At 71.6% G+C, this 22,221-nt stretch carries 22 protein-coding genes; 10 read left to right on the top strand and 12 right to left on the bottom strand.

What is annotated here, in order from left to right:
- Nucleotides 1-21 precede the first annotated feature (21 nt).
- Complete coding sequence (gene tyrS / locus AB0D29_RS12220; RefSeq protein WP_362853651.1) at nucleotides 22-1,290, top strand: tyrosine--tRNA ligase; 1,269 nt, start codon at nucleotides 22-24, stop codon at nucleotides 1,288-1,290.
- 95 nt (nucleotides 1,291-1,385) lie between these two features.
- Here tyrS and AB0D29_RS12225 read toward each other — a convergent pair whose 3' ends face one another.
- The gene (locus AB0D29_RS12225) at nucleotides 1,386-1,664 is read right to left on the bottom strand and encodes a GlsB/YeaQ/YmgE family stress response membrane protein (protein WP_362853653.1); all 279 of its coding nucleotides are present in this window, start codon (nucleotides 1,662-1,664) and stop codon (nucleotides 1,386-1,388) included.
- Nucleotides 1,665-1,904: 240 nt separating this feature from the next.
- Between AB0D29_RS12225 and AB0D29_RS12230 the strand changes: the two genes are divergently transcribed.
- Together AB0D29_RS12230 and AB0D29_RS12235 are read left to right on the top strand one after the other, a co-directional pair.
- Nucleotides 1,905-2,183, top strand: coding sequence for a DUF3099 domain-containing protein (locus AB0D29_RS12230; protein ID WP_361757390.1), 279 nt, complete (start codon nucleotides 1,905-1,907; stop codon nucleotides 2,181-2,183).
- Nucleotides 2,184-2,319: 136 nt separating this feature from the next.
- Nucleotides 2,320-2,571, top strand: a complete 252-nt coding sequence (locus tag AB0D29_RS12235; protein WP_351293020.1) for a hypothetical protein — start codon at nucleotides 2,320-2,322, stop codon at nucleotides 2,569-2,571.
- Nucleotides 2,572-2,589: 18 nt separating this feature from the next.
- Here AB0D29_RS12235 and moaA read toward each other — a convergent pair whose 3' ends face one another.
- The 3 genes from moaA to AB0D29_RS12250 form a co-directional block, all read right to left on the bottom strand.
- Complete coding sequence (gene moaA / locus AB0D29_RS12240) at nucleotides 2,590-3,579, bottom strand: GTP 3',8-cyclase MoaA (RefSeq protein WP_362853655.1); 990 nt, start codon at nucleotides 3,577-3,579, stop codon at nucleotides 2,590-2,592.
- 178 nt (nucleotides 3,580-3,757) lie between these two features.
- Nucleotides 3,758-5,383 (bottom strand): cation acetate symporter, encoded by a 1,626-nt coding sequence (locus AB0D29_RS12245; RefSeq protein WP_362853657.1) that lies wholly within the window; start codon nucleotides 5,381-5,383, stop codon nucleotides 3,758-3,760.
- On the bottom strand, nucleotides 5,380-5,745 hold the full coding sequence (locus tag AB0D29_RS12250; RefSeq protein ID WP_327413178.1) for a DUF485 domain-containing protein: 366 nt from the start codon (nucleotides 5,743-5,745) through the stop codon (nucleotides 5,380-5,382). The genes AB0D29_RS12245 and AB0D29_RS12250 overlap by 4 nt, the downstream gene beginning before the upstream one ends.
- A gap of 257 nt (nucleotides 5,746-6,002) precedes the next feature.
- Here AB0D29_RS12250 and AB0D29_RS12255 point away from each other — a divergent pair, with 257 nt between their 5' ends.
- Nucleotides 6,003-7,547 (top strand): S8 family serine peptidase, encoded by a 1,545-nt coding sequence (locus tag AB0D29_RS12255; protein WP_362853658.1) that lies wholly within the window; start codon nucleotides 6,003-6,005, stop codon nucleotides 7,545-7,547.
- Nucleotides 7,548-7,632: 85 nt separating this feature from the next.
- Here AB0D29_RS12255 and AB0D29_RS12260 read toward each other — a convergent pair whose 3' ends face one another.
- The 3 genes from AB0D29_RS12260 to AB0D29_RS12270 form a co-directional block, all read right to left on the bottom strand.
- Nucleotides 7,633-8,676 carry a zinc-dependent alcohol dehydrogenase family protein gene (locus AB0D29_RS12260; protein WP_362853660.1) on the bottom strand — a complete coding sequence of 348 codons (1,044 nt, stop codon included), beginning with the start codon at nucleotides 8,674-8,676 and terminating at the stop codon, nucleotides 7,633-7,635.
- A 55-nt stretch (nucleotides 8,677-8,731) separates the two neighbouring features.
- Nucleotides 8,732-9,289, bottom strand: coding sequence for a lysoplasmalogenase (locus AB0D29_RS12265; RefSeq protein WP_362854019.1), 558 nt, complete (start codon nucleotides 9,287-9,289; stop codon nucleotides 8,732-8,734).
- A 128-nt stretch (nucleotides 9,290-9,417) separates the two neighbouring features.
- Nucleotides 9,418-10,362, bottom strand: a complete 945-nt coding sequence (locus AB0D29_RS12270) for a sterol desaturase family protein (protein ID WP_362853662.1) — start codon at nucleotides 10,360-10,362, stop codon at nucleotides 9,418-9,420.
- Nucleotides 10,363-10,475: 113 nt separating this feature from the next.
- On the opposite strand from AB0D29_RS12270, the gene AB0D29_RS12275 reads away from it, so the two are divergent.
- The gene (locus AB0D29_RS12275; RefSeq protein WP_362853663.1) at nucleotides 10,476-13,541 is read left to right on the top strand and encodes an NACHT domain-containing protein; all 3,066 of its coding nucleotides are present in this window, start codon (nucleotides 10,476-10,478) and stop codon (nucleotides 13,539-13,541) included.
- 21 nt (nucleotides 13,542-13,562) lie between these two features.
- Here the strand turns inward: AB0D29_RS12275 and AB0D29_RS12280 are convergent, their stop codons facing one another.
- Genes AB0D29_RS12280 through AB0D29_RS12295 form a run of 4 tightly spaced genes read right to left on the bottom strand, consistent with a single transcriptional unit; the run spans nucleotide 13,563 to nucleotide 17,798 of the window.
- On the bottom strand, nucleotides 13,563-14,789 hold the full coding sequence (locus tag AB0D29_RS12280; RefSeq protein WP_362853664.1) for an amidohydrolase family protein: 1,227 nt from the start codon (nucleotides 14,787-14,789) through the stop codon (nucleotides 13,563-13,565).
- Nucleotides 14,789-16,090 carry an amidohydrolase family protein gene (locus AB0D29_RS12285; protein WP_362853665.1) on the bottom strand — a complete coding sequence of 434 codons (1,302 nt, stop codon included), beginning with the start codon at nucleotides 16,088-16,090 and terminating at the stop codon, nucleotides 14,789-14,791. Before AB0D29_RS12285 ends, AB0D29_RS12280 begins: the two co-directional genes overlap by 1 nt.
- Nucleotides 16,091-16,102: 12 nt before the next feature.
- Complete coding sequence (locus tag AB0D29_RS12290) at nucleotides 16,103-16,987, bottom strand: SDR family NAD(P)-dependent oxidoreductase (protein ID WP_362853666.1); 885 nt, start codon at nucleotides 16,985-16,987, stop codon at nucleotides 16,103-16,105.
- Between the two features lies 1 nt (nucleotide 16,988).
- Nucleotides 16,989-17,798, bottom strand: coding sequence for an acetoacetate decarboxylase family protein (locus AB0D29_RS12295; protein ID WP_351293040.1), 810 nt, complete (start codon nucleotides 17,796-17,798; stop codon nucleotides 16,989-16,991).
- A gap of 126 nt (nucleotides 17,799-17,924) precedes the next feature.
- Here AB0D29_RS12295 and AB0D29_RS12300 point away from each other — a divergent pair, with 126 nt between their 5' ends.
- The 5 genes from AB0D29_RS12300 (at nucleotide 17,925) to AB0D29_RS12320 (ending at nucleotide 21,637) form a co-directional block, all read left to right on the top strand.
- Nucleotides 17,925-18,548 carry a TetR family transcriptional regulator gene (locus AB0D29_RS12300; protein WP_362853668.1) on the top strand — a complete coding sequence of 208 codons (624 nt, stop codon included), beginning with the start codon at nucleotides 17,925-17,927 and terminating at the stop codon, nucleotides 18,546-18,548.
- Between the two features lie 76 nt (nucleotides 18,549-18,624).
- Nucleotides 18,625-19,602 (top strand): DEDDh family exonuclease, encoded by a 978-nt coding sequence (locus AB0D29_RS12305; RefSeq protein WP_362853669.1) that lies wholly within the window; start codon nucleotides 18,625-18,627, stop codon nucleotides 19,600-19,602.
- 132 nt (nucleotides 19,603-19,734) lie between these two features.
- Entirely contained in the window at nucleotides 19,735-19,968 is a 234-nt protein-coding gene (locus AB0D29_RS12310; RefSeq protein ID WP_030716941.1) for a hypothetical protein, read from the top strand.
- A gap of 115 nt (nucleotides 19,969-20,083) precedes the next feature.
- Nucleotides 20,084-20,872: an SURF1 family protein gene (locus AB0D29_RS12315; protein WP_362853671.1), complete on the top strand. Its 789-nt coding sequence runs from the start codon at nucleotides 20,084-20,086 to the stop codon at nucleotides 20,870-20,872.
- 9 nt (nucleotides 20,873-20,881) lie between these two features.
- Nucleotides 20,882-21,637 carry an SDR family oxidoreductase gene (locus AB0D29_RS12320; protein ID WP_362853672.1) on the top strand — a complete coding sequence of 252 codons (756 nt, stop codon included), beginning with the start codon at nucleotides 20,882-20,884 and terminating at the stop codon, nucleotides 21,635-21,637.
- A 25-nt stretch (nucleotides 21,638-21,662) separates the two neighbouring features.
- Here AB0D29_RS12320 and amaP read toward each other — a convergent pair whose 3' ends face one another.
- Entirely contained in the window at nucleotides 21,663-22,220 is a 558-nt protein-coding gene (gene amaP, locus AB0D29_RS12325; RefSeq protein WP_362853674.1) for an alkaline shock response membrane anchor protein AmaP, read from the bottom strand.
- Nucleotide 22,221 lies beyond the last annotated feature (1 nt).

Below are 22,221 nucleotides of genomic sequence, written 5' to 3' on the forward strand. Positions count from 1 at the left end.
ATCCGAAGGAGTCGAGAGACCGTGACGGACATCGTCGACGAACTGAAGTGGCGCGGGCTCTTCGCCCAGTCCACCGATGAAGAAGCGCTGCGGAAGGCCTTCGCGGACGGTCCGGTCACGTTCTATTGCGGCTTCGACCCGACGGCCGCCTCGCTGCACGTGGGGCACCTGGTGCAGGTGCTCACCGTGCGCCGGCTCCAGCTGGCCGGGAACCGGCCGCTGGCGCTGGTCGGCGGGGCCACCGGGCAGATCGGCGACCCGCGGCCGACCGCCGAGCGGACCCTGAACGACCCGGAGACCATCGCGAACTGGGTGACCCGGCTGCGCACCCAGATCGAGCCGTTCCTGTCCTTCGAGGGCGAGAACGCGGCGCTCATGGTGAACAACCTGGACTGGACGGCGGGCATGTCCGCCATCGAGTTCCTGCGGGACATCGGCAAGCACTTCCGGGTCAACAAGATGCTGACGAAGGACTCGGTCGCCAAGCGGCTCGACTCCGACCAGGGCATCAGTTACACCGAGTTCAGCTACCAGCTGCTCCAGGGCATGGACTTCCTGGAGCTGTACCGGCGCTACGGGTGCGTGCTCCAGCAGGGCGGCTCCGACCAGTGGGGCAACCTGACGGCCGGACTCGACCTGATCCACCGCGTCGAGCCGGGAGCGGTGGTGCACGCGCTGGCGACCCCGCTGATGGTCAAGGCGGACGGCACCAAGTTCGGCAAGTCCGAGAGCGGGGCCGTCTGGCTCGACCCGGAGATGACCACGCCGTACGCGTTCTACCAGTTCTGGCTGAACGTGGACGACCGGGACATCTCCACCTACATGCGGATCCTGTCCTTCAAGTCCCGTGAGGAGCTGGAGGCGCTGGAGGCGCAGACCGCCGAGCGGCCGCAGGCGCGTGCCGCGCAGCGGGCGCTGGCGGAGGAGCTGACCACGCTCGTGCACGGCGCCGACCAGTGCGCCGCCGTGATCGCCGCGTCGAAGGCGCTGTTCGGTCAGGGCGAGCTGGCGGAGCTGGACGAGGCCACGCTGGCGGCGGCCCTGTCCGAGCTGCCGCACGCCCGGATCCCGGAGCTGGGCCTGGTCGTGGACCTGCTCGCGGAGACCGGCCTGGTCTCGAGCAAGTCGGCCGCCCGCCGGACCGTGAAGGAGGGCGGCGCCTACGTGAACAACGTGAAGGTCACCGCCGAGGACGCGGTACCGGCCAAGGAGGACCTGCTGCACGGGCGCTGGCTGGTGCTGCGCCGGGGCAAGAAGAACCTGGCGGCCGTCGAGGTCACCGGCGCCTGAGGCCTCGCCTCGTACGACGGCGCACGGAACACGGCGGAGGGGCCGGTTCGGATCCGATGGGTCCGGCCGGCCCCTCCGTCATGATCCGGAGAGCCTCAGGTCATCTGCCGCTTGCGGCCCCGGATCGCTCCGTAGAGCATTTCGCCCAGCCCGACCACGAGGACCGCGCCGGCGAGCTGCAGCAGGTGCCGGGTCCAGTCGATGCCCTTGGTCTCCCCGACGCCGATCCAGGTGGCCACGGCGTTGCCGAGGACCGCGCCGGCGATGCCGAAGAGGGTGGTCAGCCAGAGGGGCTGGTGCTGTTTGCCCGGCAGGATGGCCCGGGCTATCAGCCCCAGCACGAAACCGACGATGATCGCCCACAACCAAGACATGTCGAGCCTCCTCCTGGCGCGTTGTGCGCACGTGGGCCCAGTTTCGGCCCGTCCGGCGTACCGCGCATTTCGGGCACGCCCCAATGGGGGTGCCCCCTCTCCTCGCGGATGCGGGGGCGGCGTACGGTGGGAGGGTCCGGGCCGGGGTGCGCCCGGCGGGCGATCGGGTGGTGGAGCGTGGAACGGACGAAGCGGCAGAAGCGGAACGGGGCCGAGGTGTTCCGGATCACCGGTGCGCGGATGGGCCTCGACGAGGACGTGCGGGGCCGCCAGCGCCGGTACGTGATCTCGATGGGGATCAGGACGCTGTCGGTCATCGCGACCGTGCTGTTGTGGAACGTGCAGCGCCCGGTGGCCATCGTGACGCTCGTCGCGGGAGCCCTGCTGCCGTACGTGGCCGTGGTCATCGCCAACGCGGGGCGCGAGTCGACGCCCTCGCTGCCCTCCCACTTCATCCCCGCTCCGGTGCGGCCGGCGCTGGACGCGGGAAACCTCAAGAAAAGCTCAGATCAATCATGAAGTTCCGGTGCACTGCACCGGGTCCTGCGTGACATACTGCTCACGCGCTCCGCATCCCCCGTCGGAGCGACGGACCGACGCCGGGCAGCTCCCCCCGTGGCTGCTCGGCGTCGCCATTCCGTTCTAATGTGGGCCTGTGACTTCCTCCAGCGCCCCCGGCTCCGACGAGACTCCCACCTGCTCCGCCAAGGGCTGCCGCGACGCGGCCGTGTGGGTCCTGGCGTGGAACAACCCGACGCTGCACACGCCGGAGCGGCGCAAGACCTGGCTGGCGTGTGAGGAGCACCGCGAACACCTCTCCCAGTTCCTGGGGGTCCGCGGTTTCCTCAAGGACGTCGTGAAGCTCGACGAGTGGGTGCAGCCGGAGGGCTCGGAACGCCTGCGCTGACCGCTGCCGCGGTCCGGGTCAGCCGCCGATCGCGGACATCGGGCGGTCGGGCTGCAGGAACGAGGGGTCGTCGAGGCCGGACCCGGCCTTCTTGCCCCACATCGCCACCTTCCACAGCCGGGCGATCTCCTCGTCCGGGGCGCCCGAGCGCAGGGCGGCGCGCAGGTCCGACTCCTCGGTGGCGAACAGGCACGTACGGACCTGTCCGTCGGCGGTGAGCCGCGTACGGTCGCAGGCGCCGCAGAACGGGCGGGTGACGGAGGCGATGACGCCGACGGTGGCCGTGCCGCCGTCGACCACCCAGCGCTCGGCCGGGGCGGAGCCGCGCTCGGCGGCGCCTTCCTCGGTGAGCGTGAAGCGGGTGCGCAGGGACTGCAGGATGTCCCCGGCGGTGATCATGCCGTCGCGCTTCCAGCCGTGCTGGGCGTCGAGCGGCATCTGCTCGATGAAGCGGAGCTCGTACTCGTTCTCCACGGCCCAGGCCAGCAGGTCGGGGGCCTCGTCGTCGTTGAGGCCGGGCATGAGCACGGCGTTGACCTTGACGGGGGTGAGGCCGGCCTCGCGGGCCGCGGCCATGCCCTCGATGACGTCCTTGTGCCGGTCGCGGCGGGTGAGGGTCTTGAAGACCTCGGGGCGCAGGGTGTCCAGGGAAACGTTCACCCGGTCCAGGCCGGCGGCCTTGAGGGCCTGCGCGGTGCGCTTGAGACCGATGCCGTTCGTGGTCAGCGACATCTTGGGGCGGGGCTCCAGGGCCGCGCACTGCTCGACGATCCCGACCAGGCCGGGTCGGAGCAGCGGCTCGCCGCCGGTGAAGCGGACCTCGGTGATGCCGAGCCGGGTGACGGCGATGCGGATCAGCCGGACGATCTCGTCGTCGCTGAGCAGATCGGACTTCCCGAGCCACTGCAGCCCCTCTTCGGGCATGCAGTACGTGCAGCGCAGGTTGCACCGGTCGGTGAGTGAGACGCGCAGGTCAGTGGCCACGCGGCCGTAGGTGTCGAGAAGCACTGTGGGCCCCCTCCCCTGTCCGGATCTAGAGGTACGCGCGATCTTTGGATCTACTTCACGCGTTCTATTTCGAGCCTACGCGACGCCCGTGTCGCGAAGGGGTGCCCAAATGAACGAGACGTAACGTGGCCGCGTCGTAGGGACCTACGACGCGGCCACGCTGGGTGTTCGGATGATGTCAGTGCGCCCCTGTTCCGGTGAGGGAGCGCACCTCCAGCTCGGCGAACTTCTGGGGGTCGGCCTTCTCCTTGGAGAGGACCGTTCCGAGCCAGCCCAGGAAGAAGCCGAGGGGGATCGAGATGATGCCCGGGTTCTCCAGGGGGAACCAGAAGAAGTCCGCGTCCTTGAACATCGAGGTGGGCTTCCCGGAGACGACCGGGGAGAAGAGCACCAGGCCGACCGCCGAGATCAGCCCGCCGTAGATGGACCAGAGCGCGCCCTGGGTGGTGAAGCGCTTCCAGAAGAGGCTGTAGAGGATCGTCGGCAGGTTGGCGGAGGCGGCGACCGCGAAGGCGAGCGCGACGAGCCCGGCGACGTTGAGGTCGCGGGCCAGCGCCCCCAGGCCGATGGCGACGGCGCCGATGACGACCGTGGACCAGCGGGCGGCGCGCACCTCCTCCTTCTCGGTGGCCTTGCCCTTGCGGATCACGTTCACGTACAGGTCGTGGGCGAAGGACGAGGAGGAGGCGAGGGTGAGGCCCGCGACCACGGCGAGGATGGTGGCGAAGGCGACCGCGGAGATCACGGCGAGCAGGACGGCACCGCCGGTGGAGTCCGGGCCTCCGCCGACCGCCTGGGCGAGCAGCGGCGCCGCCGTGTTGCCCGCCTTGTTGGACTTGATGATCTCGGCCCGGTCGAGCAGGGCCGCGGCGCCGAACCCGAGGGCGATGGTCATCAGGTAGAAGGCGCCGATGATGCCGATGGCCCAGTTCACGGACTTCCGTGCGGCCTTGGCGGTGGGCACCGTGTAGAAGCGGATCAGGATGTGCGGCAGGCCGGCGGTGCCCAGGACCAGGGCGATGCCGAGCGAGATGAAGTCCAGCTTCGAGGTGGAGTCCTTGCCGTACTTCAATCCCGGCTCGAGGAACTTCGCCCCCTGTCCGCTGTTCTCCGCGGCCTTGCCCAGCAGGTCGGAGATGTTGAAGTTGAACTTCACCAGCACCAGGAAGGTGATCAGGAGGGTGCCTGCGATGAGCAGGACGGCCTTGACCATCTGGACCCAGGTGGTGCCCTTCATGCCGCCGATGGTCACGTAGACGATCATCAGGACGCCGACCAGCGCGACGATGGCGACCTTGCCGCCGTCGCTGGTGATGCCCAGGAGCAGCGAGACGAGCACGCCGGCGCCGGCCATCTGGGCGAGCAGGTAGAAGATCGAGACCACGATGGTGGAGGTGCCGGCGGCGGTCCGGACGGGCCGCTGGCGCATCCGGTAGGCGAGTACGTCGCCCATCGTGTAGCGGCCGGAGTTGCGCAGCGGCTCGGCGACGAGCAGCAGGGCGACCAGCCACGCCACGAGGAAGCCGATCGAGTAGAGGAAGCCGTCGTAGCCGAAGAGGGCGATGGCTCCGGCGATGCCGAGGAAGGAAGCGGCGGACATGTAGTCGCCGGAGATGGCGAGGCCGTTCTGGAAGCCGGTGAACTGTCGGCCGCCCGCGTAGAAGTCGGCGGCGTCCTTGGTCTGGCGGCCGGCCCAGACGGTGATGATCAGGGTGGCGACGACGAACAGCCCGAACAGGGTGATGATCAGCGGGCGGTGCTCGGAGGCGCCCGCGGCCGTCGTCAGGTGGAGCGCTCCGCTCATTCCGCGGCCTCCATCCGCGCCTTGATGGCCTCCGCCTTCGGGTCGAGCCGGGTGGCCGCGTGCCGCGCGTACAGCCAGGCGATGAGGAAGGTCGTCGCGAACTGGGCGAGGCCGAGCACCAGGGCGACGTTGATGTTGCCGAAGACCTTGGTCCCCATGAAGCCGCCCGCGTAGTTGGACAGCAGGACGTAGAGCAGGTACCAGGCGATGAAGGCCACGGTGAGCGGGAAGGCGAAGGAGCGGTAGGAGCTCCGCAGTTCGGCGAACTCGGCGCTCTGCTGGACGCTCGCGAAATCTTCGGCCGTGGGGCCCGCCAGGGGCGTTCCCGCGCTGCCCGGCGGCGGCGCTGCTTCGGTGGTCACGGGGGGATCTCCTTGTGACGCGGGTGCGGTGGGGACGACGGACAAAACAACCTCCGTGTGGGGGGCCGGTGGTGCTGAGCCCCCCTGTCAACGGCACGTACGGCGTGTCGGGACGGTTCAACACCCATGGATTCTTCGGATTCCGATTTCTCGAACTGATGGCGTAGGGACGAACGGCAGCGCTAGGTTCGCTTGTCATGAACCCGTCCGACGCGACCGCGTGCGGACGGCTTTTCCAAAGATGATCTGGAGAACCCATGGCTCATCTGGGATCCGTCCGCCGGCGCGCCCTCGCCGTGCCGGTCGGCCTGGCGCTCACCGCCTCGCTCGCCTTCCTGCCCTCGGTCGCGGCCTCCGCCGCACCGCTCGGCACCACGGCGGACGCGGCGACGGCCTCGAAGCCCACGGCCTCCGGGCCCGAGCTGTCGTACGTGGCGAACCTGAACGCGTACGCCACGGTGAAGGCGGCGAAGAAGGCCGTCGAGCGGGCCGGTGGAACGGTGGTGACGGCCTATGAGCAGATCGGGGTCGTCGTCGCACATTCCCAGAACCCGGACTTCGCCGGGCAGCTGCGCGCCCAGCGCGGTCTGTTCGTGTCGGTCGGCGCCACCCGGACGGCCCCGATGCAGGCGGTGCAGACCACCGAGGAAGGCACGACACAGCGGTTGAGCGCGGCGGACGCCGCCAAGGCCGCGGCGCTGGCCCAGGAGGGTCAGGAGCCGCTGGAGCCCAACCAGTGGGACCTGCGGACGATCAAGGCCGACGAGGCTCACAAGATCAACGATGGCAGTCGGAACGTCACCGTGGGCATCATCGACACGGGGGTGGACGACACCCACCCCGATCTCGCCCCGAACTTCTCCAAGGGCCAGTCGGCCAACTGCGTCGGCGGTGTCGCGGACACCACCGAGGGCGCCTGGCGTCCGTACCCCGACGGCAGCGACCACGGCACGCACGTGGCCGGCACCATCGGCGCCGCGCGCAACGGCCTCGGCATCAGCGGTGTCGCACCGGGCGTGAAGATCGCCGCGATCAAGGTGAGCGAGCCCGGGACCAGCCTCTTCTACACCGAGGCAGTCGTCTGCGGCTTCATGTTCGCCGCCGAGAAGGGGATCGAGGTGACCAACAACAGCTACTACGTCGACCCGTACCTCTTCAACTGCAGGACCGACGACGACCAGAAGGCGCTGGTGGAGGCCATCGGCCGGGCCACGAAGTACGCCGAGCGCAAGGGCACGCTCCACGTGGCCTCGGCCGGCAACTCCAACCAGGACCTGGCGGCCGACTCCCTCGTCGACGAGAGCAGCCCGAACGACACCACCCCGGTGCCGCGCACCATCGACCCGAGCGTCTGTCTGGACCTGCCCACGCAGCTGCCGGGCGTGGTCAGCGTCTCGGCCACCGGCGACAAGGGACTGCGCTCGTACTACTCCAGCTACGGCCTCGGGGTCGTGGACGTGGCCGCCCCCGGCGGCGACAGGTGGCAGGTCCCGGCCACCCCCGACGCGAACGGACGCGTGCTGTCGACCGTCCCGGGCGGCGGCTACGGCTACAAGCAGGGCACCTCGATGGCCGCCCCGCACGTCGCGGGCGTCGCGGCGCTCCTCAAGAGCGCCCACCCGGGGGCCACGCCCTCCCAGCTGCAGGCCATGCTCAAGGCGCAGTCCACGAAGGCGGCCTGCCCGACGCAGATCTACGACGCCGCGGGCGCGCTGGTCGACGCCACCACCTGCAAGGCCAAGTGGGGCCAGACGGGGTACTACGGATACGGCGTGATCGACGCGCTCAAGGCCGTGAAGTAGCCCTGCGGCACGAGCGGAGGACGTGAGCGGACGGACGGAACGGGCCGGGCGGGGATCACCCCGCCCGGCCCGTGCGTTCGACAGGTCAGGGCTTGATCAGCACCTTGAGCGCGCTGCGGTCGTCCATCGCGCGGTAGCCGTCCGGGACCTCGTCCAGCGACACGGCCCGGTCGAAGACTGGCGACGGGTCGATCGCGCCGCTCAGCACGTCATCCAGCAGCTCCGGGATGTACGCCCGGACCGGGGCCACGCCACCGCGCAGGGTGATGTTGCGGTCGAACATCACGCCGAGGTCGAGGCCGGTGCCGCTGCCGTGCGGGACGCCGACGTAGCCGACGGCCCCGCCGTCGCGGGTGATGTTCACGGCGGTGCGCATCGACTGCTCGGTGCCGACCGCCTCGATGACCGCGTGGGCGCCCCGGCCGCCGGTGAGCTCGCGCACGGCCGCCTCCGCGGCCTCACCGCGCTCGGCGACGACGTCGGTGGCCCCGAAGAGCCTGGCTATGTCCGTACGGACGGTGTGGCGGCCCAGTGCGATGATCCGCTCGGCGCCCAGGCGCTTCGCGGCGAGGACACCGCACAGGCCGACCGCGCCGTCACCGACGACGGCGACCGTGGAGCCCGGGCGGACCCCCGCGCCCAGCGCGGCGTGGTGACCGGTGCCCATGACGTCGGAGAGCGCGAGCAGACCGGTCAGCAGGTGGTCGTCGGAGACGGCCTCGGCGGGCAGCTTGACCAGGGTGCCGTCGGCGTGCGGGACGCGGACGGCCTCGCCCTGGCCGCCGTCGTGGCCGACCGAGCCCCAGAAACCGCCGTGGTCGCAGGAGGTGAACAGGCCCTCCTTGCAGTACTCACACGTGCCGTCCGACCACATGAAGGGCGCGACGACCAGGTCGCCGGCGCGCAGGCCGGACACGGCGGAGCCGGTCTCCTCGACGATGCCCAGGAACTCGTGGCCGATGCGCTGGCCGGGCTGGCGCTCGGCCTCGCCGCGGTAGGCCCACAGGTCGCTGCCGCAGATGCAGGCGCGCAGGACACGGACGACGGCGTCCTCGGGGCGCTGGATCGCAGCGTCGGGCACCTCCTCCACACGGATGTCGTGCGGGGCGTGGATGACGGTGGCGCGCATGGTGGTGCAGTCCTCCGGCTCGGGGTTGTTCAGTCTTGTACGACTGAGGACCGTCCTACGGTACGCCTGCTTCCCGGGTGGCTGTCGAACCGGTGGCCAGGAGGTACTGGGCGGCCAGGTAGGTGGCCATGATCCAGAAGTCCGGGCGGGGCAGCTGGGGCCATTCGGCGACCCCGGAGGCGATGAGGGTGTCGGAGAGCAGGAACAGCGCCCCGCCGATCCCGGCCCGCAGACCGAGGGCGCTGGAGCGGAACGCCATGGCGGTGAGCAGCAGGCTGTAGCCGGCGACCGGGATCCGCAGGTCGGCCGGCAGGTCGGACCAGAGCAGGGCGACGGTCCCGAGGAGGGCGAGTGCGTACGCGCCCCCGAGCAGCGGGTTCGCGGGCCGCTTGCCGAAGAGGACGAGGTAGCAGACGTGCCCGACGGCGAAGGAGCCCATGCCGACGAGGAAGGCGGGCTCGGCGTCGAAGAGCAGGGCCAGGTCCCCGCCCCAGCCGAACAGCAGGGCGGCGACCAGCAGCCGGGGCGCGCCGCGGGTGATCACGTAGGTGACGAGCAGCGGCATCAGCAGCGGTTTGGCGATGAGGTGCCCGAGGTGCCAGTCGGCCAGCAGCGAGACGAGGTCGACGGCGGTGGCCGCGGCGAAGGCCGCGAGGGCGAGGCGGCCGAGGCGGTCCCGGCCGCCCGGCGCGCGGCCGGCGGCCCAGGAGGGGGCCGGGCGTTCGGGGGACGGTGCGGTGCTCACGCGGTGGTCTCCCGTACGGAGGTCCGGGCGTCGGCGGCGGCGTCCACGGCGGGGGCCTGGGCTTCGGCGGAGGCGGCGGCGGGGGCTTCGGCGGGGGCGGGGGCTCCGGCGGGGGCGGGCTGCCAGCCGGGGCCGCGGAAGACCCGTCCGGCGCGCTCGCGCCAGTTCGCGGCGGCGCGCACGTCCCGCGCGATGGCCGCGTACTCGTGGGTGGCCACGCGCAGCGGGTTGTGGGTGCCGATGTTCTTGGTGAGCCCGTAGACGGGCCGCTCCGTCTCCCCCACCCAGGAGCCGAACATCCGGTCCCAGACGATCAGGATCCCGCCGAAGTTGCGGTCCAGGTATCCGCCCTGCGAGGCGTGGTGGACGCGGTGGTGGGAGGGGGTGTTGAAGACGTACTCGTAGGCGCGGGGCAGCTTGCCGATGCGCTCGGTGTGGACCCAGAACTGGTAGAGGAGGTTGAGTCCGTAGCAGAACGGGATCGCCGCGGGATGCACGCCGAGGGCCACCATCGGCAGGTAGAACCACCAGGTGGTGGCGCTGGTCCAGGGCTGGCGCAGGGCGGTGGTGAGGTTGAACCGCCGGCTGCTGTGGTGCACCACGTGGCAGGCCCACAGGATGCGGATGACGTGGTGGAGCCGGTGCTGCCAGTAGTAGAGGAAGTCCTGCGCGAGCAGCATCAGCAGGGCGGTCCACCACAGGAACGGCACCCGCAGCGGGGTGAGTTCGTAGACCGCGGTGAAGACGGCGACGACCGGGATCTTCCACAGCAGGTCGAAGCCGATGCTGCCGAGCCCCATGGTGATGCTCGTGGCCGCGTCCTTGGTGTCGTACCCGGCCGCGTCGTCGTCGGGATGGATCCGGTAGCTCACCACCTCCAGGACGGTGAGCAGCACGAAGGCCGGTATGGACCACAGCACGACATCGGGCAGGTTCGGCATGAGCGCACCATAGAGGCGCCTCCGGGGACACCGCTAGAGGTTGTTACCGATCGGTATCCATCGGGGTTACCGATGGTTCGCGAGATGATGTCCAGCCGAGGGGAGGCTGCGGAATGACGGGTATCGAGACGGTTCTCTTACGGGTCGCGGGGACGGCGGCGAGCACCCTGCTGAAGTCCCTCCTGGCCCGCGCCCCGGGTGCGGGCCTGACCCCGGCCCCGGCCCGCCCGGCGCAGCCCTGGCGCCGGCCGCCGGCCGAGCTGGGCGAACGGGAGATGCGCCGCCTGGCGGACACCTTGGCGGCCCGCCTGGCCGACGCCACCGCCCGCCTCCCGGAGCACGAACGACTGGCGGCACTGGACGCGGTGGCCGATTCCTTCGCCGCGCTCGGCCCGCTGGGCGCGGAGGCCCTGTACTCGGCGGACCTCGACCCGGCGGCCCTGGCGGCGGCCGTGCCCCCGCCGCCGGCCGGTCTCGCCCCGGCGGCCGAGGCCCTGTACGGGCGACTGGTCCGGCTGTGCTGCGAGCACGCGGTGGAGCACGTGACGACCCTGCCGGGCTTCGGGGCCCGGACCGATGTGGAACTGGTGCGGCGCACCGGGGAGCTGGCGCGCGCGGTGGACCGCCTCGGCGCCGCCAATGACGGCACGGCGTACGCCTTCGAGGAGCGCTACGCCGAGTACATCGCCCGGACCCACGGCCGCCTCCGACTCTTCGGCCTCACCCTCAGCCGCTCCCGCCAGGAGTTGCCGCTGGACGTGGCCTACATCAGCCTCGCGGTCAGCAGCGAGCAGCTGCTGCTGCCGGGCGAGCCGGAGGTGCACCAGACCCCCGTGCGGGCGGAGCAGGCCCTCGCCTCGGCCGACCGGGTCCTGCTGCGCGGCCCGGCGGGCTCGGGCAAGAGCACGCTGGTGCAGTGGCTGGCGCTCAACGCGGCGCGGCGGACCGACGGGCCGTGGAGCACGTGCGTCCCGTTCGTGCTCCGGCTGCGCTCCTTCACCGCGCCGGGCACCCTGCCGCTGCCGGAGGACTTCCTGCGCGCCGGCGGCGTCCCGCTTTCGGCCCCGCCCGGCTGGGTGGAGGACCTCATGCTCAGTGGACGGGCGCTGGTTCTGGTCGACGGTGTGGACGAGGTCCCGCATCGGCTGCGCGGTCGCACGGAGGCCTGGCTGCGCTCGCTCGTCTCCGCCTTCCCGAAGGCCCGGTACGTGGTCACCACCCGCCCGTCCGCGGTCCCGGAGGACTGGCTCTCGGGCATCGGCTTCGCCACACAGTCGATGCTGGCGATGGAGCAGAGGGACATCCGCGCCTTCGTCGCACACTGGCACGCGGCGGCCCGCTCGGAGGGGCAGGAGGTGGACGCGTACGAGGCCTCACTGCTGGAAGCGGTCGCCTCCCGGCGGGACCTGGCCCGGCTGGCCACCAATCCACTGATGTGCGCACTGCTCTGCGCCCTGAACCAGGACCGGCGCATGCAGCTGCCCCGGGCCCGCAAAGAGCTGTACGACGCGGCGCTGGACATGCTGCTGGTCCGCCGGGACACGGAGCGGGAGATCAGTGGGGTCGAGGGGGTGTACCTGACCCGGGACGAGCAGATCTCGCTGCTCCAGCGGCTCGCGTACTGGCTGATCCGCAACGGGCAGCTGGAGGCGGGCCGCGACGAAGCCGTGGAACTCCTCGGCAAATGGCTCGAATCCATGCCTCAGGTACGGGCGCAGGGCGGCGCGGAGCAGGTCTTCACCCACCTGCTGATCCGAAGCGGCCTGCTCCTGGAGCCGGTACCGGGCTCGGTGATCTTCGTCCACCGCACCTTCCAGGACTACCTGGGAGCCAAAGCGGCCGTGGAGTCCAGGGACTTCGGTGTGCTGGTGAAGAACGCCCACGACGACACCTGGGACGACGTGGTCCGCATGGCGGTGGGCCACGCCCGCCCCGACGAGCGCAGCCGCCTGCTGCGGGGCCTGATGCGGCGGGCCGACAAGGTCAAGGGGGTCCGGAACCGGCTGATCCTTCTCTCGGTGACCTGCCTGGAACACGCCCCGGAGCTTGACCGGGAGGTCGGGGTGGCTGTCATGGACCGTACGTTGGAGTTGCTGCCGCCGCGCGGCCCGGAGCAGGCTGAGGAGTTGGCCGGGGCGGGCGAATTGGTCCTGGACCTGCTGCCGTCCCCGGCGGACGGGCCGAGCGAGCTGGAGGTGGCGGGGACCATCCGTACAGCGGCCCTGCTGGGCGGGGAGCGCGCCCTGTCGGTGATTCGCCGGTTCCGCGAGGAGACCCGCCCGAGGGCGACGCAGGAACTCGACGACGCCTGGGGCCGCTTCGACACCCGCAGGTACGCCGAAGCGGTGCTCGCCGATGCCAGCCTGGGCTCCGGGGTGCTGTCGTTGCGCACGGCCGAGCAACTCGCCTGCCTGGAGGGGCTCGGCCAGTTCGAACGCCTGCGGCTGTTCGACGTCCGGCAGGTCCCCTCCGAGATCGCCCGGCGGGAACGACTGCGGGAGCTGTACGTGCTGGACTCCCCCCGGTTGACTGACATCGGGCCGCTGGCGGCGCTGCGGGAGCTGGAACACCTCAGCCTGCACTGCCCGGGCCTGTCGGACCTGGGGCCCCTGGCCGGGATCCCGCTCAAGCACCTGTTCACCATCGGCAGCCGCCACGTCGAACTGAACGTCCTGGAGCGACTGCCCGGCCTGTTGTCTCTAGGACTCGGCGGGACGGGCGGGCACCGGTCCGTACGAGAGCTTCCGGGGGAGCAGTCTCTGACCGGCCTGTGGCTCAACGAGGGGACGGAGTCCATGTCCCTGGACGGACTGGAGCGCTGGCCCGAACTGGGCTTCCTGAGCATCGCGGGGAAGCGGCAAGGACGTGAGCTGCGGGAACTGGAGCGGGCACCGGACCTCACCCGGCTGCAGATGATCCACCAGCACGAGCTCGACCCCCGGGACGTGCTGCGGTTCCCGCGGCTGAGGACGCTGTGGCTCGCCGACTGCCGGCTCACCTCCGCCCCCGACGTCTGGCGGGAGCTGACCGGCCTGACCACCCTCACCTTCAGTGCCTGCGGCACGGTCGACCTCACAGAGCTCGCGGGGCTGCCGGAGCTGACCGTCCAGGTGTACCGCGGCACGGAGATCCTCGGCGCCCACCTGTTCCCGCCGGAGCGGATCACCTGCCTGCAGTGATCCACTCCGGCGGGAACTGCGCTACCAGACCCGGACCGAGCCCCCCTTGGCGAAGGCCGGGCTGGTGGCTTGCGGTGGGGTGTGCGTCAGGGGTTCGGCTATCTCCGAGACCAGGGGGCCGTGCTTGGCCGCGAGGGGGTCCAGGAGGGTGAGGTCGAAGCCGTAGACGCGGGCCGCGTTGCCGCCGGCCATCGCCGCGACCTCCTCGCGCGGGAGGCCCGCGTAGGCGATGCGGAGGCCTTCGCGGGAGAAGGGGGTGGTGCCCTCGTCGTGCGGGTAGTCGCTGCCCCACATGATCTTGTCGAGGCCGATCCGGTCCCGGAGCGGGACCTCGTGGGGGCGCATGAAGCTGGCGCCCACGAAGCAGTTCTCCCGCCAGACCTCGCTCGGGCCGCTGCCCATCGACTCCGCGAGGCCCGCCCCGAACTTGGCCTCCGCCGTGGCCGAGGCCGCGACAAGGCGGCCGTGGTAGTAGTCCAGCATCTCCAGCACGCCCGGGATCCAGCCGGATCCCTGCTCCGTCAGGACCAGTTTGAGGCCCGGATGGCGGCGGAAGGCGCCGCCGAAGATGAGGTGCCACAGGGCGCGGTGCGAGAACCACGTGGTCTCCACCATGAAGACCGCGCGGGCGGCCGGTTCGTCGCCCAGCGGCGGCGACGCCGAGCCGCCGTGGTGGTTTACCGGGACGTCCAGCTCGTCGCAGACCGCCCAGATGGGGTCGTACGCCGCCGAGTAGAGCTCCGGGACCGGCGATCCGGGCGGGACGCCGGGCAGCAGGACGCCGCCCGTGAGGCCCGCCTCCTTCGTGCGGCGGATCTCCTTCACCGCCGCGTCCACGTCGTTCAGCAGGATCTGCACCACGCCCGCACGCCGGCCCGGCGCGTCCGCGCAGAAGTCCGCCAGCCAGCGGTTGTGGGCCTGGAGGCCGGCCCAGCGCATCTCGTACTCGGCGGCCGTCGGCGGCTGCGCCATCAGCGAGGCCTTGGGGAAGAACGGCGGGATGGTGTTGGGGAAGACGACCTCGGCGACGATGCCGTCCGCCTCCAGCTCCGCGAGGCGCCGCGCCGAGTTCCAGTTGCGGTCCGCCGTGTCCGCGAGGAGGTCCTCGTACGGGTTCACGTAGCCGGCGGCCCAGGCGTCGAAGTCGTCGTGGTACCGCTTCTCCAGGTACGGCTTGTAGTCCAGCAGGTCGGCGCCCGCGTGGCAGTCCGCCGAGATGACCGTGTAGCGGTCCTGGTCGTCCGTCATCACGAGACCCCCAGTACCGGGAAGTCGCCGCCTGTGAGCCAGTGGCGGCCCGTCTCGCGGGAGCGGGCCCAGGAGGCCGCCACCGCCGCCTGGTCCGGGGACTGGCCCAGCTCGGCCGGGGTGGGGCCGATCCGACGGGCGACGGGAGCGAGCTTCTCCGTGTCGAAGCCGAAGACCTCGGCCGCCGCGAGGCCGAGCATCCGGCGGGTCTCGTCGACCGGGATGTCGTGGAAGGTCTTGCGCAGCCAGTTCCGGGTGTCGGGCCAGGTGCCTTCCGGGTGCGGGAAGTCCGAGCCCCACAGGATGTTGTCCACGCCGATCTCGTAGCGCTGGGCGAGTTCGCGCCGTTTGGTGTTCGTCGCGCAGACGAAGACCTGGCGGTCCAGGTACTCGCTCGGCGGCCGCTTCAGTTCCTCGAACGGGGAGAGCTTCTTGCCGCCGTGCGCGCCGAGGTAGAGCCGGTCCATGAACCACAGCTGGTTCGGCAGCCACCAGCACCCGGATTCGGCCACGCCGAACTTGAGGCCCGGGTGGCGCTCGAAGACCCCCGACCAGAGCAGGAACCACAGCGGGCGGGCCGGCCACCAGGTGACCTCGGAGACGAAGATGCCCAGGTGGTCGCCGTACTCGTGGCGCGGCGAGGACCCGGAGTGGGTGACGATCGGCATCCGCGTCTCGGCCGCCGCCGCCCACACGGGGTCGTAGCGGCGGTCGTGGTAGGGCGCCTTGTCCACCCACATGGCGGGGATCATCAGCGCGCCCAGCCCGGACTCCTTGGCCCGGTGGATCTCGGCGACGACCTTCGACGGTTCGCCCGTGATGGGGAGCAGGGCGACCCCGCAGTGGCGCTCGGGGTTCTCCGAGACGAACTCCGCCAGCCAGCGGTTGTGGGCCTGCGCGCCCGCCATGCCGAGCTCGGGGTCCTGGTCGCCGGAGAGGCCGAGGCCCACTCCGAAGGGGGCTGCGGTCTGGCTGTCGACGGCGTCCGCGTCGGGGAAGACGACCTCGGCGGCCACGCCGTCGCCGTCGAGTTCCTTCAGCCGCTGCCCGGTGTCCCAGCCGCCCCGCAGGCCTTCCTCGTGGTCGTGGAACCACTTCTCGGCGAAGGCCTCGTTGCGGACGCCGAGCCGGGTGGCTTCCGCGCGGCGGGCGTCGCGCTCGCCGAGGAACTCGTCGAACTGGGGGTGGAAGCGGGAGTCGAGGTAGGGCCGGTACTGCTCCGTGGGCAGGCCCGCGTGGCAGTCGGAGGAGATGATCAGGTACGGGTCTTCGTACGGTGTGTCACTCGCTATGTCACTCACGACGAACGCCCCTCAGTCGAGGATGAAGCTTTCCAGGTAGGCGGGGTTGGCACGGTCGAGCATCGACTGCGACCGGGCCCGGATCTGCCGGTCGCTGTGCTCACTGGCCGGGAGCATCCAGAAGCGGTCGGCGCGGATGCCGTCGAGGACGTGCTCGGCGACGTCCTCGACGGGGGTGAAGTCCACCTGGTGGCCGGCCTGCCTCATGGCGGCCTCGTACTGGTCGAGGCTGCGGTACGGGGACTTGCGCGGCCGCTCCTTCGCGTACCGCTCGGGCCGGTTGCGGTGCGACTCCCACAGTCCGGTGCGCAGCATGTGCGGTCCGGGGAAGAGGACGGAGGCCCCGACGGCGGCGCCCTCCGCCTTGAGGTGGGCGTAGAGCGACTCGGTCATGGTGACCACGGCCGCCTTGGTGACGGCGTAGACGGAGGCGGTGGGCAGGGGGGCGATGCCGCCGTCGCCGGAGGAGGTGTTGACGACGTGACCGGGCGCGCCGCCCGCGATCATGCGGGGGACGAAGGCCTGGATGCCGTGGAAGACGCCCCACACGTTGACGGAGAAGGCCCATTTCCAGTCGTTGGGCTCGTGCTCCCACATCCGGCCCTCGGCGCCGGAGCCGACGCCCGCGTTGTTGCACAGCACGTGCACGGCGCCGAAGCCCTCGTACGCCGCGTCGGCCAGCGCGGTCACGGAGTCGCGGTCGCTGACGTCGACGAGCCGTGCGAGCACCTGGGCCCCGTCCGCGGTGAGCTCGTCGGCGGCCTTGCGCAGGGCGCCCTCCTCCACGTCGGCGAGGACCACCTTGAGTCCCTCGGCGGCGAAGCGGCGGGCCATCGCGAGGCCGATGCCACTGGCGGCTCCGGTGACGACGGCCACCTGTCCGGGTTCGATCCGCATGTCAGCCCCTCCCCCCTGACGATCCCTCCGGGGGCGCGTCGAGGATCTGCATCGGGTCGTCGTATCGCTGGTGGATGTACGGGAGGAGGGCCTGGGCGCTGACCCGTTCGACGACGCGGCCCTTCTGGTCGGTGGTCTTCTCGCCGATGGTGATCTCCACGATCCGGCGGACGGGGAGGTCGGCGATGGGGTCGAACATCGACTCGCGCAGGACGATGTCCCCGGTGATGTGCTCCAGCTTGCGGACCTTCTCGTTGCGCGTGCAGTGGACGAGGACCGGGTCGGCGTCGAAGCCCGAACCGTCCACTGCCGGAAGGAACTTGAAGTAGAAGTCGGTCTTCTGGGTGGGCTCGGGCAGCGGCAGCGCGCGGTCCACCGCCCCGCGCACCTCGACGAAGGCGATCCCGTGCCGGGCGAGGACGGCCCGCACGACGAGGCCGTCGCGCTCCACGGTGACCTCGCCCAGCTTCTTCGGCTCGCCGAAGACCTCGCGGCCGCCGATCAGGGCGCGCTCGTGGGTCATCGGCATGACCAGCGGGTACCAGCCCTCGACCCCGCCGTGCTGGGCGGCGACGGCCACCGAGCCGGCGCCGAGCGGGTAGCCGGGCAGGTCGACCTTGCTGATGTTGGCCCGTACGAGGGGCCGGTCGGCCGGCTTGAGGGGCGGCGGCAGGACCGCCGCCACGACGTCGGGGTCGCTCTCCCAGACGGCCACCACGCCGGTGGACCAGATGTCGGGGAGCTTGGAACTCTTCTCGCGCGACGCCGCGATCTCGGCCTCGGTCCGCGCTCCGTACCGTACGCGTGCCATGTGTCGCCCCATCCCTCGTCATTGAGCGGAATCGGTTCTGTAACACAGTTACACCGCCTTGGATAAAGGGTAAAGACCCGTGCACGGACTGGAACTGACACTCCGACAGATCGGCGGCCCGCAGCCATGGCCAGATCAACGCTGACCCGTGACGAGGTGCTGGACGCCGCCGCGTCCCTGGTCAAGCAGCACGGTCCGGCCGCCCTCACCATGCGCAAGCTCGCCGCCGAACTGGGCACCGCGGTGACGTCCATCTACTGGCACGTCGGCAACCGCGAATCGCTGCTCGACGCCCTCGTCCGGCGGACCGTGGAGGAGATGGGCGCGATCAGGCCCGTCGGCCGCACCCCCGCCGACCGCATCCAGTCGGTGGCCCGGACCCTGCGCCGCGAACTGCGCGAGCGCCCGCACCTGATCGCGATGGTCCACGAGCGCGGCCTCACCGAGCGGATGTTCCTGCCCGCGCAGCAGGCGCTCGTCCACGAGGTGCACGCCGCGGGACTGCGCGGCGCCCGCGCGGCCGACGCGGTGCGCGCGATCCAGTTCCAGATCGTCGGCTTCCTGCTCGTCGAGCGCAACCGTGAGCGCTCCCCCGCCCAGTCCCCGGCCGAGAGCGAGCTCTGGGACCCGGCCGCGGCCCCCCACGACCCGGCCCTCGCCCGCGCCCTGGCCCGCCCGGCCGACCCGGAACGCCTGTTCCTGCTGTCCGTACGCGCCCTGACGGCCTCCCTGCTGAAACCCGGATCGTGAGCGCCGGCGAACCGGCCGCGCAGCCGGGCCGAAGAGGCATCGCGGCAACGGCTGTCAGTCGGGGCCGATATCCTCTGTGACCATGCTCGACGACCGTACGACCGCAGAGACGACGTGGCCGACCGCCTACCCACAGGGGTACGCGGTCGTCGACGTGGAGACGACCGGGCTCGCCCGCGACGACCGGATAGTCTCCGCCGCCGTCTACCGGCTCGACGCGCAGGGCAATGTCGAGGACCACTGGTACACCCTGGTCAACCCGCAGCGGGACCCGGGACCGGTGTGGATCCACGGGCTGACGAGCGAGGTGCTCGCCGGAGCCCCGCTGTTCAAGGACATCGCCGAGGAGTTCGCCGGCCGCCTCGCGGACCGGGTGCTGGTCGCGCACAACGCCATCTTCGACTGGCAGATGATCGCCCGGGAGTACGCGCGGGCCGCCGAGACCGCGCCGGTCCGTCAGCGGCTGTGCACCATCGCCCTGTCGAAGGAACTGAACCTCCCGCTGCCCAACCACAAGCTGGAGTCGCTCGCCGCGCACTTCGGCGTGGTCCAGCAGCGCGCCCACCACGCGCTCGACGACGCCCGGGTGCTGGCGGAGGCCTTCCGCCCGTCGCTGCACGCGGCCGCGGAGGGCGGCGTACGGCTGCCCCTGCTGGAGTGCCGGCCGCTGACGGAGTGGTCGGACTCGGCCGCCGCCCCGCGCGTGGGGTACCAGTCCTCGTACCGGGGCAGCGGCTGGCGGCCCTCGCGCAAGCGACCGCCGTGCCCGCACCCCAATCCGGGGCGCTACAAGGACGGCGAGCCGCTGAAGCAGGGCATGCGGATCGCCTTCTCCGGTGACACCTCGGTGGAGCGGGAGCTGCTGGAGGACCGCGCGGTCGAGGCGGGTCTGCACATCGCGACGAGCGTGTCGCGGCTCACCAGTCTCCTGGTGACGAACGACCCCGACTCGGCGACGTCGAAGACGGTCAAGGCGAAGTCCTTCGGCACGCCGGTCGTCGACGAGGCCGCCTTCACCCAGCTGCTGCGGGACGTGGCCCCGGCCGAGTGCTGAGCCCGAGGGCCGGGACGGGAACGGGGACGGGGGCCGGGACGGGGAAGTGCCGTTGCGCCGGCCGGGTGCAGGCGCGGCGACTCACCCCGCTGGATCTTGTTCCGCTCCCCCGCCGTGCGCAGCATTCGGCGCATGGCACGTTGTGAGGTCTGCGGAAACGATTACGGCATGTCCTTCGAGGTGCACGCGCAGGGCGCCGTGCACGTCTTCGACTGCTTCTCCTGCGCCATCCACCGCATGGCGCCCGTCTGCGAGCACTGCCGGGTCTCGATCATCGGGCAGGGCGTCGAGGTCTCGGGGCAGTGGTTCTGCGGGGCGCACTGCGCCCGCGCGGAGGGGAAGGTGGGCATCGTCGACCGCGTCTGACTCCCACCTCCTCCCCCACGTCCTCCCCCTCGCCCCGCCCCCGATCCCGTACCCCGTGACCCCGGACGGCCACCCGGCCGCCGGGGTCCTCCGCGCTGGGGGTACCGTCGTGGGCGTGTACCGCTTTGTGCTGACCCGGCAGTGGGTGTGCCTCACCCTCATCACCCTCGCCCTCATCCCCGTGATGATCAAGCTGGGGTTCTGGCAGTACCACCGCCATGAGCACCGGGTCGCGCAGAACCAGCTGATCGAGGCGAACCTGCGGGCCGAGCCGGTCCCCATGACCGAGGTCACCTCCCCCGGCCACCGGGTCCCCCGCGCGGACTTCTGGCGTGCGGTCACCGCGACCGGCACGTACGACTCCGCGCACGAGGTCGTCGTACGGATGCGCACCGACAACGACGACAAGGTCGGCTTCCACGTCCTGACCCCGCTGGTCCTCTCCGACGGCCGGGTGGTGCTGGTCAACCGGGGCTGGGTGCCGGGCGGCGACGACCCCCGCGCCTACCCGCCGGTGCCGGCCGCGCCCTCGGGCGAGGTCACCGTCACCGGCCGGCTGAAGGCCGACGAGACGAGCGGCGGCAGCGGCATCAAGGACCGCAAGGGCCTGCCGGACCGCCAGGTCATGCTGATCAACAGCGCGCAGCAGGCGGAGTACCTGGGCAAGCCGGTCCTCGGCGGGTACCTGGAGCTCACCGCCCCCTCCCCCGAGGCCGGCCCCGAGACCGTCGCCGATCCCGACCACGACTCGATCGGTCCCCACATGGCGTACGCCGTCCAGTGGTGGCTGTTCGCGGCCGCGGTGCCGGTCGGCTGGGTGGTCCTCGTGCGGCGGGAGAAGCGCGACCGCGAGGAAGCGGCGGCCAAGGCCGAAGCCGTCGAACAGGAGCCCGCGACGGCGTAGCGTGTCGGCATGGATCTTGGACTGAAAGACCGTGTCTACATCGTCACCGGGGCCACGCGCGGCCTCGGTTTCGCCTCCGCCCGGGAACTGACCGCCGACGGCGCGAAGGTCCTCGTGACGGGCCGGGACGAGAAGCGGGCGGCCGACGCCGCCTCCGAGCTCGGCCCGAACGCCGTGGGTGTGGCGGCGGACAACTCCGACCCGGCGGTGGCCGGGCGGCTCGTCGCCACCGCGCGCGAGCGCTTCGGCCGATTCGACGGCATCCTCATCAGCGTCGGCGGCCCGGCCCCCGGTTTCGCGGCCGACAACACCGACGAGCAGTGGTCGGCGGCCTTCGAGTCGGTCTTCCTGGGCGCGGTACGCCTCGCGCGGGCGGCGGCGGCCGAGCTGGGCGAGGGCGGGGTCATCGGCTTCGTCCTGTCGGGCTCGGTCCACGAGCCGATCCCCGGGCTGACCATCTCCAACGGCCTGCGCCCGGGCCTGGCGGGCTTCGCGAAGTCCCTCTCGGTGGAGCTCGGCCCGCGCGGGATCCGGGTGATCGGCCTGCTCCCGGCGCGCATCGACACCGACCGCGTACGGGAGCTCGACGCGCTCGGCGGTGACGCCGACGCGGCCCGCGCCGGGAACGAGTCCCGGATCCCGCTGCGGCGTTACGGCGCCCCGGAGGAGTTCGGCCGCACGGCGGCCTTCCTGCTGTCCCCGGCCGCCTCGTACCTGACGGGCATCATGCTCCCGGTCGACGGCGGCTCCCGCCACGGCTTCTGACCCCGCGTGGGGCTCCGGGCCCGGCCTAAGTGACCCGCTGCGCCCGGTGTGACGCCACCTTGAGGCGGGCCTCCGTCGGCAGTTCGGCAAGGCCCGCCGAGGTACGGGCGTGGGTCAGGACCGGGCCGGCCACGGCGGCCAGCGTGTCGGCGGGGACCGCGTGGGGTTCCAGTTCCAGCGCGACCCGCAGTGCGGGCGAGCCGCGCCGCCCGCGCAGCGCGACCCGGCAGCCGGCGACGCCTTCCAGCGCGCCGGCCTCCGCGGCCACCGCCGCCTCCAGCGCGCGCCCGCGCAGCAGGGCGAAGGCTCCGTCCCCGGTGTCCACGACCACCGCGGGCAGCCGCGGGCGCCTCAGCTGGGACAGCAGCCACCACAGGGCCAGCAGTACGACCACGCCGAGCCCGGCGAGCACCGCCCACCACCACCATCCGTCGGCGTGCCAGTACCGGTGCCTCGTCTGGGCCGTCAGCAGCGGCGCGTGCCGCCCGTGCAGCGGCCACCAGCCCATCAGCAGCACGATGCCGGCCGCCAGCAGGACCGCTCCGGCCACCGCCAGCAGGATCCGGTTCACCACCGCGAGCATC

This window comes from Streptomyces sp. NPDC048424 (genome assembly GCF_040651555.1).
Lineage (GTDB): Bacteria > Actinomycetota > Actinomycetes > Streptomycetales > Streptomycetaceae > Streptomyces.